This is a genomic window from Elstera cyanobacteriorum (genome assembly GCF_002251735.1).
GTDB classification, from domain to species: domain Bacteria; phylum Pseudomonadota; class Alphaproteobacteria; order Elsterales; family Elsteraceae; genus Elstera; species Elstera cyanobacteriorum.
This window is the reverse complement of record NZ_NOXS01000032.1, coordinates 188504-202570: the sequence shown is the minus strand read 5'-3', so window position 1 is coordinate 202570 and position 14067 is coordinate 188504. Positions and strand designations below refer to the sequence as shown.

Below are 14067 nucleotides of genomic sequence, written 5' to 3'. Positions count from 1 at the left end.
ACAGACTCTACCCTCAGGTTTGCACAGGCGTTTGACAAGACGGCGCTTGTCGGACGACGGCGGGAAGGTTAGCGTGAGCCGATGCCTAATTGCTAATCATCAGCAGAAGGAATGCCCAAAAAATGGGCTTAATGATTGGTTCTATAGCAGTTGATGCACCTGTTCTGCTGGCCCCCATGTCGGGGGTCAGCGATTTACCCTTCCGGCGGCTGGCAAAACGCTATGGCGCCGGGTTGGTTGTTTCGGAGATGATCGCATCGGAGTCCCTGGCACGCGGCCATAAGACGACGCTAGCGATGGCGCAAACCGAGATGGACGAGCAGCCCGCCGCCGTGCAATTGGCGGGCTGCGATCCTAAGATCATGGCCGAAGCCGCGCGCGTTAACGAGGGTCTGGGCGCGGCGATCATCGATATCAACATGGGCTGCCCGGTCAAAAAGGTCGTCAACGGCCAGGCGGGGTCGGCCTTGATGCGCGACGAAACGACGGCCCTGGCGATCATCGAAGCGGTGGTCAACGCCGTTTCGATTCCGGTGACATTGAAAATGCGCTTGGGCTGGGATTGGGACGCGCTGAACGCCCCCTCCCTGGCCTCTAAGGCGGAGGCGGCGGGGGTCAAGCTGATCACCGTCCACGGGCGCACGCGCATGCAATTCTATACTGGGCACGCCGATTGGGCGCAGGTTCGTGCGACGGTTTCGGCGGTTTCCGTTCCTGTGATCGTCAATGGCGATATCCAGTCGCTGAGCGATATTCGCCAGGCCCTCGACCAGTCTGGGGCGGCCGGGGTGATGATCGGGCGGGGCTGCTGTGGGCGCCCTTGGTTCGCCGGGCAGGCCGCCGCCTATCTGGCACGCGGCGAGGTTCGCCCTGATCCCGATCTCGCTGAGAAAGCAGCGGTGATCGAAGAGCATCTCGATGCCCTAATCGCGCACTATGGAACTGAGATGGGCCTGCGGATCGCCCGTAAGCATCTGGCTTGGTATGCCGAAGCGCTGCTGCCTGCTGGATCGCCTGCCGTGACGGCTTTCCGAACCGTGGTTAACCGAGCGACAGAAGCCGCGCCGGTGCGGGCGGCGATTACCACCCTGATTGATGCGGCTATGACGACCCAGGGGATTGCGGCATGACCGGGCTTTCCAAGGGGCCGCGCCAGGGGCGGGTAACGAAACCGCATCCTATTGAAGAACATATTCTTATCAATGCCTTACCCTATGTGATGATCGCGCTGGACGAGGATAATTGTATACGACTGTTGAATATTGCAGCGGAACAGTTTCTTGGGGTTTCCTCCGCCCAAGCGGTTGGCGGGCATCTCAGCGAGTATCTGGCCGGGGATAGCCCGCTGACGGCGCTGGTCGAGCTCTGCCGTAATAAGGGCCGTAGTCTGGTCGAACATGGGGTTCTGCTGGAAGGGCCGCGCCTTGCCGCGAAGCGCGTAACGGTCGATGTTACGCCGGTCATTGAGCGGCCCGGCACGCTGTTGATTGCCTTGCGCGAGCATTCCATCGCTTCGAAAATCGATCAGCAAATGTCCAGCCGTGGTGCGGCCCGCTCGGTGACCGCGATGGCGGCAATGCTGGCCCATGAGGTGAAAAACCCGCTGAGCGGTATTCGCGGCGCGGCGCAATTGCTGGAAACCTCGGCCTCGCCGGACGATCAGATGCTGACCCGCCTGATTGTCGACGAGGTGGACCGCATCAAAGCCCTGGTCAATCGGATGGAGGTTTTCTCCGACAGTCGCGCCCTTCAGCGCGAGCCGGTGAATATTCATCAGGTCTTGGATCACGTGCGCAAGCTGGCGCAGTCGGGCTTTGCCCGCGATCACCGCTTTATCGAGCTTTACGATCCGTCGCTGCCACCCGTCTACGGCAACCGCGATTTATTGGTCCAAGTCTTCCTAAACCTCGTGAAAAACGCCGCAGAGGCGATGCCGCACCCCGGGGGTGAAATCACCCTGAAGACGGCCTACCAGCACGGCGTGCGCTTGGAGGTGCCGGGGGCCAAGACGCGGGTGCATTTGCCGCTGGTCGTGACCGTGCAGGATAATGGCGAAGGAATCCCCGACGATCTCCAGCCCCATCTCTTCGATGCCTTTGTCACGACGAAGACAAATGGTTCCGGCCTGGGACTTGCATTGGTGGCGAAGATCATTGGCGATCATGGCGGCGTGGTCGAGGTCGATAGCCAGCCGAAACGGACGAGCTTCCGCGTGTATCTGCCAATGGTGCCGACGCGATGAGCGCGGTGCGTGGGGGAAATGATGAGGGGCATGGTATGACAGGCAGCACCATTCTGGTCGCAGACGATGATCGCGCTATCCGCACGGTACTGACCCAGGCCTTAACCCGGCTGGGGCATGAAGTCCGCACGACGGCGACGGCCTCGACGCTGTGGTCGTGGGTGGAAGCGGGCGAGGGCGATCTGGTGATCACCGATGTGATCATGCCGGATGCGAACGGGCTTGATCTGGTGCCGCGCATTCGGCGCGCCCGCCCGAACCTCCGGGTGATCGTCATGAGCGCCCAGAACACGCTAATGACGGCGGTAAAGGCGACGGAGGTCGGGGCCTTCGACTATTTGCCGAAACCCTTTGATCTCAACGAGTTCATGCGCGTCGTGCAGCGGGCGCTGACCGTTCAGGGCGAAAGCTACCCGACGGCGCCCGATGTGGCGGAAGGGGAAGAGCAACTGCCGCTGATTGGCCGTTCCCCCGCGATGCAGGAAATTTACCGGGTTCTCGCCCGCCTGATGGGCACCGATCTAACGGTGATGATCACGGGGGAAAGCGGGACGGGGAAAGAGCTGGTCGCCCGAGCCCTGCACGATTACGGCAAACGCCGGGGCGGGCCGTTCGTTGCCGTCAATATGGCAGCGATCCCGCGCGAGCTGATCGAATCCGACCTGTTCGGGCACGAAAAAGGGGCTTTTACCGGCGCCCACAGCCGGTCGGTCGGTCGGTTCGAACAGGCCCAAGGCGGCACGCTGTTCCTCGATGAAATCGGCGATATGCCGCTTGAAGCGCAAACCCGCCTGCTGCGCGTCTTGCAGGAAGGCGAATATACCACGGTCGGCGGTCGCACGGCGATCAAGGCCGATGTGCGCATCGTCGCCGCGACCCACCGCGATTTGCGCCAGCTCATCCGGCTTGGCCAGTTCCGCGAGGATCTCTTCTACCGGCTGAATGTCGTGCCGATCCGCCTGCCGCCGCTCCGCGAGCGCAGCGAGGACGTCCCGGCCCTTGCTCGCCATTTCCTGAAGATCGCTGCCAACGAAGGGCTGCCGCAGAAATCCTTGAGCCAAGGGGCGCTTGACCGGCTGCGCGCGCACCGCTGGCCGGGGAATGTTCGCGAGCTTGAGAATATGATGCGGCGCTTTGCGGCGCTCTATAGTCAGGAAGTGATCGGCGCCGACGTCATCGAGCAGGAACTGGCCGATAGCGCCCCGGACCCGACGCCGGACCGCCCGCCCGAAAGCGAAAATCTCAGCGGCGCCGTCGAACGGCACCTTAAGGATTATTTCGCCGCCCATAAGGATCAGCTTCCGGCGGCAGGGCTCTATGATCGGGTTTTGCGCGAAGTCGAACGCCCGCTGTTGCTGCTGACCCTAGCGGCGACGCGCGGTAATCAGATTAAAGCGGCGGAGCTTCTGGGCCTCAACCGCAATACGTTGCGCAAGAAAATCCGCGAGTTGGACATTCAGGTGATGCGCGGGATAAGATAGCTGCCCAAAGACCGGGCAGTGGCAACGCTGCCCGGAACCTGACGAGGGAGCATCGGTGACCGAATCCGAGCGGGGCGCGCGCGCCACCGAGGGTGCAAAGCCTGACATTTCGATGACGCAACCCGCCGCCGCCCGAAAACTCGGCGCGTGGCTGGAACGTCGCGCCGATGCCCGGGGCCTCGGGCGGCGGCTAATCCTGACCCTTATGGTGTTGCTGACCCTGTCGGGTATCGCCACCTATGCGGCGATGACCGGGGCAGGGCCGTTTGTGTCGGTGGATCGGGGCTGGGTCACCTGGTTGCTGATTGTCGATCTTGTGCTGCTGCTGGCCTTGGCGGTCGTTGTCGTGTCGCGTCTTGTTGAACTCTGGACAGAGCGGCGGCGGGGTCTTGCCGGGTCGCGGCTGCATATTCGCCTTGTGTTGCTGTTCGGCGCTGTGACCATTCCGCCGACCATTCTGGTGGCCGTTTTCTCCGTTGTCTTTCTCAACCTATCGGTCAACGGCTGGTTTTCAGAACGGGTGCGCAGCGCGCTGGATGGCTCGAAAGCCATCGCGGCGGCCTATCTTCAAGAACATAATCTGGCGATCAAAGGCGATATTCTGTCGATGGCCGTTGATCTTGACCGGGAGTCGCCCCGGCTCTTTGCCGATCCGGTCTGGTTCCGTGATCTTGTAGGAACGCAGGCCGCCTTACGCAACCTGTCGGAAGCGGTGGTCTTCGGGCGCGACGGGCAGGTATTGGCCCGGGCAGGCCTGACCTTTCGGCTAGAATTCGAGCCAGTTCCAGCCTGGGCGCTGGAGCAAGCCCAGCGCGGCGAAGTCGCGATCATGACCAATTCCGATGATGATCGGGTTCGTGCGCTCATCCGCTTGGAAAGCATTGGCGGCTATCTCTATGTCGGGCGGGCGGTCGATCCGCGCGTTATTTCCTACGTGCAAGAAACGGCCAATGCCGTTGACGCTTATGAGAATTTAGAGAAAGAACGCTCGCAGCTTCAAACGACCTTTGGCCTCGTCTATCTGGTATTGGCGCTGGTCTTGCTGGTGCTCTCCTCTGCGCTGGGACTGGTCGTCGCCACCAATCTCGTTCGGCCAATTTCCGTCATTATTGCAGCGGCGGAACGTATCCGCGCCGGGGATTTCTCCGCCCGTGTTCCCGATCTACCGGGGGATGACGAGCTTGGCTCCCTCGCCCGTGCCTTCAATCGCATGAGCCGCGAGGTTGATCATCAGCGCCACGCCCTTCTCGCCACCAATAGCCAATTGGACGAGCGCCGCCGCTTTATCGAAGCGGTGCTGGGCGGCGTATCGGCGGGGGTCTTGGGCCTCGACCCGGACGGGGGGCTAACGATGGGCAACCGCTCGGCGGGCAGCCTGCTCGGCCTTGATCTGACACCGCTGGTGGGGAAGCCCCTGGCCGCCATCGTCCCGGAAATGCAGCCCTTGTTCGAAGCGGCCCGCGAACGGCCCGACCGGCGGGCTGATGGTCAGGTCAAGCTGAACCGCGATGGACGCACGCAAACCCTTTTGGTTCGGGTGACTGCTGAACTGTTGGAGCAGGGCGAAACGCAGGGCTATGTCGTTACCTTCGATGATATTACTGAACTGCTAGTGGCGCAGCGCACGGCGGCTTGGGCCGATGTGGCGCGGCGCATCGCCCACGAGATTAAGAATCCGCTGACGCCGATCCAGCTTTCTGCGGAACGCTTGAAACGTAAATATCTCAAAGAGATATCGAGCGACCCTGAGACGTTTACTCTCTGCACCGATACCATTGTCCGCCAAGTGGGCGACATTGGGCGGATGGTCGATGAGTTCTCCGCCTTCGCGCGCATGCCGCAGCCCGTGATGAAGCCGGAAGACTTGCCGCAGATTTTGCGGGAAGTGATGCTGCTGCAACGCTCGGCCCGGCCTGATATCACCTTCGATCTCAGCTTGCCTGAAGTGGCGGAGACCGTGCGCTGCGATGGGCGGCAGATTCGTCAGGCGCTGATCAATCTCGTTCAGAATGCCATCGATGCCATCGATGGACGCGAAGGTGAGGGGCTGCCGACCGGGCAGGTGCGTGTGGCCTTGGGGCAGGATGGGCGCGGCACGCGCCTGACCGTCACCGATAATGGGCGCGGCTTGCCGGTTGACCAGCGCGATCGTTTGACCGAACCCTATGTGACGACGCGGGCGAAAGGAACCGGCTTGGGGCTTGCCATTGTTGCCAAGATTATGGAAGACCATGCGGGGGAGATTCGTTTGACGGATGCACCGCTCGCGCCCGGTGAACCTGAGCGACCGGGCGCGCGGGGGGCAGAGGTTGCCCTTATCTTGCCACGAAAAGGCGAAACTCTCGGGACCGCCCGCGACGAAACGCGCGACGGGACAGCGGAAGGAACCTATGGCGCATGAAATTCTAGTTGTCGACGACGAGGCGGATATCCGCAATCTGCTCGCCGACATCCTGAAAGACGAAGGCTACAGCGTGCGAACCGCCGGATCGAGCGATCAGGCGTTGGAGGCGGTGCGCACCCGTCAGCCGCACCTGATGCTGCTGGATATCTGGTTGCAGGGGAGCGCGCTCGACGGGCTGCAAATTCTGGAGAAGGTGCAAGCCGATCATCCGGGGATGCCTGTGGTGATGATGAGCGGCCACGGTACGATTGAAACGGCGGTCGGCGCGATCAAGCAGGGGGCGTATGATTTCGTCGAAAAGCCCTTTAAGTCCGATCACCTGCTGCATGTTATCGACCGGGCGATTGAGGCGGCGAAGCTGCGGCGCGAAGTCGCGGACCTCAAGTCGCGCACCAGCGTCGAATTCGATCTGACCGGCACCTCCCAGGGGATCACGGCGGTCCGTCAGGCCATCGAAAAAGTGGCACCAACCAATAGCCGCGTGCTGATTACCGGGGCGCCGGGGACGGGGAAAGAAGTGGTGGCGCGGGCGCTGCACGCGCAGTCGCGCCGGGCGTCCGGCCCCTTCGTCGGCGTCAATTGCGCCATCATGCACCCCGACCGGATCGAGCTTGAGCTTTTCGGGTCGGACGAGGGCGAGGGCGGTCGGCGCGTTGGCCTGTTCGAGCAGGCCCACGGCGGCACTTTGCTACTCGACGAGGTGGCGGATATGCCCTTGGCCACCCAGGGCAAAATCGTTCGCGCTTTGCAGGAGCAGACGTTCGAGCGCGTTGGCGGTCGGTCGCGGGTAGAGGTTGATGTGCGCGTCATTGCCTCCAGCAACCGCGATCTTGCGACCGAAATGGCGGAAGGGCGGTTCCGCGAGGATCTCTATTACCGCCTCAACGTCGTGCCGATCCGGATTCCCAGCCTGCGGGAGCGGGCCGACGATATCCCCGATCTCGTGCGCTATTTCGTTCGCCGGGCGACGGAAATCAACGGCCTCCCGCCGCGCGAGATCGGCGAGGATGCGCTGGCTTCGCTGCAAGCCTACGATTGGCCGGGCAATATCCGCGAGTTGCGCAATACCGTCGAACGGCTTCTGATCATGGCCCCCGGCGATCCGCGCGCGCCGATCCGCGCCGATATGCTGCCACCGGAAATCAGTGCAAAAGCCCCGGCGGTGCTAGCCTGGGACAAGGGTGGCGAGATTATGTCGCTGCCGCTGCGCGAGGCGCGAGAAGTATTCGAGCGGGATTATCTGCTGGCGCAGGTCAACCGCTTTGGCGGTAACATCAGCCGCACGGCGTCCTTCGTCGGGATGGAACGGTCGGCCCTGCACCGGAAGCTGAAATCGCTCGGGGTCAACGGCACCGACCGCAAAATCTAACGGGCATCCCGCACTGCACCCCTAGCCGGGGGCGCCGGATTGTCCTACATATAGGTGCGTGTGTGTAACGATATCGGTCCGCACTGACCGATAAAGCGTTGGTTTAATTGGCAATGGCCCAAAAGCAAGAAGGACTGCCGCAATGAGCACCGAAAAATCCCAAAACGTCCAGGATGTTTTCCTGAACACTATTCGCAAACAAAAAATTCCGGTGACCGTGTTCCTAGTGAACGGCGTGAAGCTACAGGGCATCGTGACTTGGTTCGATAATTTCTCGGTGTTGTTGCGGCGCGATGCGCATTCGCAGCTTGTCTACAAGCATGCGATTTCGACGATCATGCCCGCCGCGCCGGTTCAGTTGTTCGACGGAGCGAAAGACGCGGGTGAACTCTAAAGAAGAGACGACGGCGGACCAAACCGCTGACGAGTTTGACAGCGCCTCGGCCCTTCCTTTCGGAGAGGCCGAGGACGGTGAAAAAGAAGCGACGCGCGCCTTTGTGGTGCATCCCGATCTCGGGAAAACCGAAGGGCCGGATAGCCGGTCGATTGACGGGCGCGTGCAGGAAGCGGTTGGCCTTGCCGAAGCCATCGGCCTTGACGTTCAGCAGGCCGAGGCGGTTCGCCTAAAGGCCGTGCGCCCGGCAACGCTGTTTGGTACCGGTGTGTTGGAACGGTTGGGCGCGGCGATCAACGCCGTCAAGGCCGGGGTCGTTATTGTCGATGGCCATCTCTCGCCGGTTCAGCAACGCAATCTGGAACGCGAATGGCAGGTGAAGGTCATCGACCGCACCGGCCTGATCCTTGAAATCTTTGGTGCCCGCGCCCGCACCCATGAAGGGCGCTTGCAGGTCGAACTCGCGGCCTTGACTTATCAGCGTTCGCGCCTCGTGCGGTCCTGGACCCATCTAGAGCGGCAGCGCGGCGGCTTCGGCTTCCTCGGCGGGCCGGGGGAAAGCCAGCTCGAAATCGACCGCCGTTTGATCGGCGACCGCATCGCCAAGCTGAAGCGCGAGCTTGAGGAAGTGAAGCGGACGCGCGAGCTGCATCGCGGGGCGCGCAAGAAGGTTCCGCATCCGGTCATCGCCCTGGTCGGCTATACCAATGCGGGGAAATCGACCCTGTTCAACCGGCTGACCAAGGCCGAGGTGCTGGCCGAAGATATGCTCTTCGCCACGCTCGATCCCACGATGCGCGGCCTGTCGCTGCCGTCCGGGCGGCGGGTGATCTTGTCGGATACGGTCGGTTTCATCTCTGCCCTACCGACCCAGCTTGTCGCGGCCTTTCGGGCGACGCTGGAAGAGGTGCTGGAAGCCGATATTATCCTGCACGTCCGCGATGCCTCGCACGCCGACACCCAGGCCCAGAAAGCCGATGTCGAGGCGGTGCTGCGGTCGCTCGGTCTGGATGCCAAGGTCGATGCCGGGCTGCCGGAAGTGCTGAATAAGATCGATCAGCTCGACGCGGAAGGCTTGGCCGATCAGACCCGGCGGGTCACCGGCACGGCGCTGCCGGTTTCGGCCCTGACCGGGCAGGGGATCGAGGCGCTGCTGACCTATCTCGACGAGGCGTTGCGCAACCGTCAGCAGGTGATCGCCGTCACCATCGGCCCGGCGGATGGGCGGCATCTTGCCTGGCTTTATGCCCACGGCGAGGTGCTGACGCGCGAGGATGACGAGGAAGGGCAGGCGCATCTGACCGTCGGTCTCGATCCCGCCGAACTTGCGCGCTATCAGCGGCAGTTCCCCGACGCGGAGATCGAGCAATGACCCTGGCCGTCGACCTGCGCGCCCCCGTTGGGACTTTGTTGGCCGAGATGGCGCTGCGGGAACTCTTGCCGCGCTTCCGTAATCTCGCAGCAGGGGATATTCGCGAGAAAGCCCCGAACGATCTCGTAACCGCCGCCGATCTGGCGATGGAAGCCGCGCTCACCCCGGCGCTGGAAGCCTTGCTCCCCGGTTCCACCACCGTGGGGGAAGAGGCGGTCGCCGCCGACCCCGCCGTGCGTGACCGGCTGGCGAGCGACGCGTGGGTCTGGGTGATCGATCCGCTCGACGGCACCGCCAATTTCGCGCGCGGGAACGAGAATTTCGGCGCCATCGTCGCCCTGGTGCATCGGGGTGAAACGGTTGGGGGTTGGATTTTTGATCCGCTGGCCGATCTGATGGCATCGGCGGTCAAAGGGCATGGGACGCAGATCAACGGCGCCCCCGTTGCCATTGCCGCGCCGCCGCTTGCTGTTACCGACCAGCACGCTGCCCTGTCGGTGCGCTTCTTCCCGCCCGACCATCGTCAGCGCCTGACCGGTCGTGCGACCGAGTTCGCCTCCAACGCCCCGCGCTACTCGGCAGCCAAGGATTATGTGCGGCTGTTGCGCGGCGAGGCCCATCTCGCGCTCTTCTACCGCACCCTTCCGTGGGACCATGCCGCCGGGGTGCTACTGGTCGAAGAAGCCGGGGGCTATGCCGCCAGCCCGCTGACCGGCAAAGCCTACGGTCCAGCGAGCGCCGATCCGGGCCTACTGATCGCCGCGCGGGAAGCGCAGTGGCAGGCGGCGCGGGCTATGCTGTTCGAAGAATAAGGCGTTGTGGGAATAGTTATTTTCTGCGTTTTCGATATCCTCAACACGGACCCGAAACCCGGTTCGCTATCGGCAGGAGAGCCTATCTAAGGAGGTTGTGATGTGGGATGCTACACCCACATTAAACCTGACCCGGCTCCCTGAATGATCCGCTTTCTCTTCATGATTGGTTTCACAGCCTTTGCCGTACAGGCTTGGGCGGCTGATGGCCCCAGCTTCGATTGTGCAAAGGCCAGCAGCTTGCTTGAAAAGACGATCTGCGCGAGGCCAGCGCTTGCGGCTGCAGATCGAGAGCTAAACACGGCGTACAGCGCGGCTCTGCATAAACTTCCGCCGAGCGGCCAGAAGATTTTACGCGATAGTCAGCGGGATTGGTTGAAAGCCGTTCAGATCATGTGCTTGAACCGCGTTTATCCGCAGGCTGGCACCGAAGGTTATAATTTTGAATGTCTGATACAGAAATATTCTGAGCAGGCCGAGTATTTTTACCAAAAAGCGATTATCGCGCTCCCCGACGGGAAAATTTTACTCCGTCGTCAAAAAATGACGGCGCGGGACAGCGATGAGTATAATCGAGATCCAGATAGCCAAATCTGCTTGGGACCAAATCTCTGTCTGGGCGTAATGACCCTTTACGCACCAACTTTTCTATCCTCCCGTTTGGCGGCAGCACTTCCGAAGGATGATGTGCGCGATCAGGGCTTAGACACTCCCGGTGAGTCAGGGAGCGATTTTGAAATTGTCGTAGCCACGCCAACATTCATATCAATACGAGAGCAGTTTGGCAGAAGCTCTCCCTTTAGCTCCCCCAGCAGCCATGGGGAATTCACATATACGATCGACTTGCGGCGGGAGAGAAGGCTGACTCTCGATACTCTGTTCAAGCCGGAGGCTTCCTGGCGCGACTATGTCGTCAATACTGCTGTCGAGGCTATGCCGTTGGAGGACACGGAAAGTTGCGGGGGACGCCCCAATTGGTCACCTCGGCAATGGTATCGCGTGCTTCTCTCTGAATATGGTTGGCACCTGACGGAAACAGAGTTGGTTTTCTCTTACGAAACGCAACCGCAATGGCCTTCTCCCTGCTCGATCTCCTTACCCCTATCGTCACTCAAAAAATTTATGCGGCCGGACGCGATTGAATTGATTGATTGGAGAAAGAACCAATGAATACTTTTCTTCTGCCAAGAGTTTTTAGTGCTGTGAGTGGATTGGCCTTACTGTCTAGTGTAATTACCATGAGTGCGCTTGCCCAAGCCGCCCCCAGCTTCGACTGCGCCAAGGCAACCACCGAAGTCGAGAAGACGGTGTGCGCCTCCCCCGATCTGGCGCAGGCTGATCAGGCGCTGGCGGACGCTTATAAAGCCGTCCTCGCCCGGGCGCCGGAGGAGGCGAAAGCCTTGCTGCGGGCCGATCAACGCGCGTGGATCGCCCATGTCGGCAAAACCTGCCAAGCGCGTTGGGCGCCGCCATCGGGCTTTTCGGGCTATGCCAAGGATTGTATCGAGAGCGCCTATCGGGGGCAGACAGAGTTTTATACCGGCAGTGCGCTCACGCTATTGCCCGGCTCCGGCGGTGTTTTGCTGGGGCGCCAAGTCTATCGCAGCGCGCCGGTTGCGGCGGCGGATATTGTCGAGCATGCGCCGAAAATCCGGGTGGAAAGCTACCGCTACCCGCAGTTTCTCGCCCCGGCGCTGAAGCCCCTCGCCGCGGATAAGCTGCCGGAGCCAGACGCCGAGAGTTTCGAGACGACCAGCGATTTTAAGGCCACGGTAACCGGCGACCGCCTGCTGTCGCTGGAGCGGATTACCTATACTTATCAGGGCGGTGCGCACGGCACCTACGGTTCTACCTTTGAAACCATCGATCTTACGGCGGCGCGCCCGCTAACGATGGCCGACATTTTCCGCCCGAATACCCCGTGGCGGGCCGTGCTAGCGCGGGAGACCGATACGCTGCTGCGCGCGGCGGCCAAGGCCGAGGAATGGCCCTATGAGCCGCTAACCGTCGCAGAGCAGACGAAAGCCGTTGCCGACCCTGCGCGCTGGGCCCTGACCAAGAGCTTCGGCGTCTATTTCGGGATCTATGAAGTCGGCCCCTATGCGGCGGGCGCCCATGTAGTACCGGTTCCTTATTCGGCTGTGGCGGAGTTTCTGACACCCGAGTTCAAAAAGCTGATCGACGGGGTGAAATAGGCGTATCCTGACGCGACCGGGTTTCCTGGAGGGGTACGATGCTAGTCAGTCGATTGTCCGTCCTGCTTGTGGTGATCAGCACGCCCGCCCTTGCGGCACCCCCGTCCGCCCCGGACTGCACGCCTGCGGGCGGTGCAGTGGACCGGCTGATCTGCGCCGCGCCCGATCTGGCGCGCCAGGCAGCAACCGTTGCGGCAAGTTTTACGGCAGTGCAAACCCGCGCCCCGGAGGCGGCCCGCCCCCGGCTTGAGGCTGATTATCGTGCCTTTTGGGCCTTCCTGCGGGCGCTCTGCGCCGCCGAATGGGCCACCCCGGCGATGCAGGACTATCCGGGGGCCTGCCTGCGCGAACGCCTCGAGACTCAAGCCGCCTTTTATCGCACCCGCGCGCTTACCCCCTTGGGCGCGGGCGGGGTTCTTTTGGCGCGGCAGGCGTTTCAGGTTGCGCCGAACCCCTTTCCCGATGCGACCGACAGTAAGGTGAACTATACCGTTCGTCTGACGCCGGAGGTGGTGTCGCCGACCTTCAAGCCGCTGCCGCCCCCCGCCGAGGATTTTAGCGCGCGGCTGCCGAAATTTTACAACGTCACGCTGGACTATCAGGCGACGGTCGTAACGAACCGCCTCATCAGCCTCGAGTATCGCTTTCTCGGGATCGACCCGGAACCCGGCGTTTGGATTTACGATGTTGCGGTCGAGACGATTGATCTCGCCAGTGGGCACCGCCTGACCGAAACGGATGTTTTCCGTCCGGGTACCGCTTGGCGCCCAGTTGCGGTGCGGGAGGCGGATCACGCGATCCGCGCGGCGCTGGCGGCGGCGAAAACGCCCTATGACCCGCCCATGACCGAGGCGGAGCTTCGGGCCAAAACCCAAGATCCGCGCTGGTGGGTCATCGGTCCCCGCAGTTTCGGCCTGCGCCTGAAAAACGGCGAGGCGGGGAGTTTCGGGTCCAATATGGTCGCCGAAATTCCCTACGCCGCCCTGCGCGCCTATTTCACGCCGGAATTCAAGGCCCTGATCGGCCTTGACTAACCCTCGCGCTTTACTGCCAGCGGGCCATTGGCTTGGCAGGTCGGCATCATCTGAACCGTATTGATGTTCACATGCTTGGGCAGGTTGGTAACCCAATAGACCGCTTCGGCAATATCCTCGGCGGTTAGCGGCTGGGTGCCCGCATACATGGCGGCGGCCTTGGCGTCGTCGCCCTTAAAGCGGATGTTGGAAAACTCTGTCCCGCCGCAGAGACCCGGCTGAATATCCGTCACGCGGACATTGCTGCCCACGAGATCGGCGCGCAGGTTCAGCGCGAACTGATGCACGAAGGCCTTTGTTGCGCCATAGACATGCCCACCGGGATAGGGCCATTCGGCAGCGGTCGAACCGAGCATGACGATATGCCCCCGATTGCGTGCCACCATGCCGGGCAGCAGTAGGCGGGTAGCGTAGAGCAGGCCCTTCACATTGGTATCAACCATCACCTCCCAATCGTCGAGATCGGCGTCGGGAGCCGGGCCGAGGCCAAGGGCCAGACCGGCGTTATTGACCAGCACATCAACCTCGGCAAAGGGGGCGGGGAGGGCGGTGAAGGCCGCCTCCACCGCTTTGCGGTCGCGGGCATCCACCGTCAGCGTCAAGAGCCTGTCTGCCCCGAGTTCCGCTTGCAACGCGGCCAACCGATCCTCCCGGCGGCCGGTGGCAATCACGCGGTGCCCTTCGTCGATGAAACGGCGGGCAATGGCAGTGCCGAAACCAGCGGTCGCGCCGGTAACGAGAACAGTTTTCGGGGCGGTCGTCAT

At 62.1% G+C, this 14067-nt stretch carries 12 protein-coding genes; 11 read left to right on the top strand and 1 reads right to left on the bottom strand.

From position 1 onward, the window contains the following. Window positions 1-122 precede the first annotated feature (122 nt). The 11 genes from dusB to CHR90_RS09990 all read left to right on the top strand — a co-directional run bounded on the left by dusB (window position 123) and on the right by CHR90_RS09990 (window position 13303). Window positions 123-1130 carry a tRNA dihydrouridine synthase DusB gene (gene dusB / locus CHR90_RS10040; protein ID WP_094408866.1) on the top strand — a complete coding sequence of 336 codons (1008 nt, stop codon included), beginning with the start codon at window positions 123-125 and terminating at the stop codon, window positions 1128-1130. Beyond that, window positions 1127-2242 (top strand): two-component system sensor histidine kinase NtrB, encoded by a 1116-nt coding sequence (locus CHR90_RS10035; RefSeq protein ID WP_094408865.1) that lies wholly within the window; start codon window positions 1127-1129, stop codon window positions 2240-2242. The genes dusB and CHR90_RS10035 overlap by 4 nt, the downstream gene beginning before the upstream one ends. Window positions 2243-2277: 35 nt before the next feature. Then, a complete protein-coding gene (gene ntrC / locus CHR90_RS10030; protein ID WP_094409251.1) occupies window positions 2278-3723 on the top strand; it encodes a nitrogen regulation protein NR(I) in 1446 nt (481 codons plus the stop codon). Between the two features lie 55 nt (window positions 3724-3778). Beyond that, window positions 3779-6124 (top strand): sensor histidine kinase NtrY-like, encoded by a 2346-nt coding sequence (locus CHR90_RS10025; RefSeq protein WP_141210922.1) that lies wholly within the window; start codon window positions 3779-3781, stop codon window positions 6122-6124. Further along, window positions 6114-7496 (top strand): nitrogen assimilation response regulator NtrX, encoded by a 1383-nt coding sequence (ntrX, locus tag CHR90_RS10020; protein WP_094408863.1) that lies wholly within the window; start codon window positions 6114-6116, stop codon window positions 7494-7496. The genes CHR90_RS10025 and ntrX overlap by 11 nt, the downstream gene beginning before the upstream one ends. A 142-nt stretch (window positions 7497-7638) precedes the next feature. Then, window positions 7639-7890 (top strand): RNA chaperone Hfq, encoded by a 252-nt coding sequence (gene hfq, locus CHR90_RS10015; RefSeq protein ID WP_094408862.1) that lies wholly within the window; start codon window positions 7639-7641, stop codon window positions 7888-7890. Window positions 7891-7993: 103 nt separating this feature from the next. Next, window positions 7994-9262 carry a GTPase HflX gene (gene hflX, locus CHR90_RS10010; protein WP_229671476.1) on the top strand — a complete coding sequence of 423 codons (1269 nt, stop codon included), beginning with the start codon at window positions 7994-7996 and terminating at the stop codon, window positions 9260-9262. Then, window positions 9259-10074 (top strand): inositol monophosphatase family protein, encoded by an 816-nt coding sequence (locus CHR90_RS10005; protein WP_094408860.1) that lies wholly within the window; start codon window positions 9259-9261, stop codon window positions 10072-10074. The genes hflX and CHR90_RS10005 overlap by 4 nt, the downstream gene beginning before the upstream one ends. A 144-nt stretch (window positions 10075-10218) precedes the next feature. Then, window positions 10219-11244: a lysozyme inhibitor LprI family protein gene (locus CHR90_RS10000; protein ID WP_141210921.1), complete on the top strand. Its 1026-nt coding sequence runs from the start codon at window positions 10219-10221 to the stop codon at window positions 11242-11244. A 68-nt stretch (window positions 11245-11312) separates the two neighbouring features. Next, window positions 11313-12269: a lysozyme inhibitor LprI family protein gene (locus tag CHR90_RS09995; RefSeq protein WP_170941369.1), complete on the top strand. Its 957-nt coding sequence runs from the start codon at window positions 11313-11315 to the stop codon at window positions 12267-12269. A 38-nt stretch (window positions 12270-12307) separates the two neighbouring features. Then, window positions 12308-13303 (top strand): lysozyme inhibitor LprI family protein, encoded by a 996-nt coding sequence (locus CHR90_RS09990; RefSeq protein ID WP_141210920.1) that lies wholly within the window; start codon window positions 12308-12310, stop codon window positions 13301-13303. Here the strand turns inward: CHR90_RS09990 and CHR90_RS09985 are convergent. Beyond that, the gene (locus tag CHR90_RS09985; protein WP_094408857.1) at window positions 13300-14067 is read right to left on the bottom strand and encodes an SDR family NAD(P)-dependent oxidoreductase; all 768 of its coding nucleotides are present in this window, start codon (window positions 14065-14067) and stop codon (window positions 13300-13302) included. The two genes, CHR90_RS09990 and CHR90_RS09985, sit on opposite strands and share 4 nt — an antisense overlap.

Bases quoted from the DNA above. Each gene is read 5' to 3' on its own strand.
- CHR90_RS10035 (WP_094408865.1), top strand. From the start codon at position 1,127: ATGACCGGGCTTTCCAAGGGGCCGCGCCAGGGGCGGGTAACGAAACCG.
- dusB (WP_094408866.1), top strand. From the start codon at position 123: ATGGGCTTAATGATTGGTTCTATAGCAGTTGATGCACCTGTTCTGCTG.
- ntrC (WP_094409251.1), top strand. From the start codon at position 2,278: ATGACAGGCAGCACCATTCTGGTCGCAGACGATGATCGCGCTATCCGC.
- CHR90_RS09995 (WP_170941369.1), top strand. From the start codon at position 11,313: ATGAGTGCGCTTGCCCAAGCCGCCCCCAGCTTCGACTGCGCCAAGGCA.
- ntrX (WP_094408863.1), top strand. From the start codon at position 6,114: ATGGCGCATGAAATTCTAGTTGTCGACGACGAGGCGGATATCCGCAAT.
- CHR90_RS09985 (WP_094408857.1), bottom strand. From the start codon at position 14,067: ATGACGACCGCCCCGAAAACTGTTCTCGTTACCGGCGCGACCGCTGGT.
- hfq (WP_094408862.1), top strand. From the start codon at position 7,639: ATGAGCACCGAAAAATCCCAAAACGTCCAGGATGTTTTCCTGAACACT.
- CHR90_RS09990 (WP_141210920.1), top strand. From the start codon at position 12,308: ATGCTAGTCAGTCGATTGTCCGTCCTGCTTGTGGTGATCAGCACGCCC.
- CHR90_RS10005 (WP_094408860.1), top strand. From the start codon at position 9,259: ATGACCCTGGCCGTCGACCTGCGCGCCCCCGTTGGGACTTTGTTGGCC.
- CHR90_RS10000 (WP_141210921.1), top strand. From the start codon at position 10,219: ATGATCCGCTTTCTCTTCATGATTGGTTTCACAGCCTTTGCCGTACAG.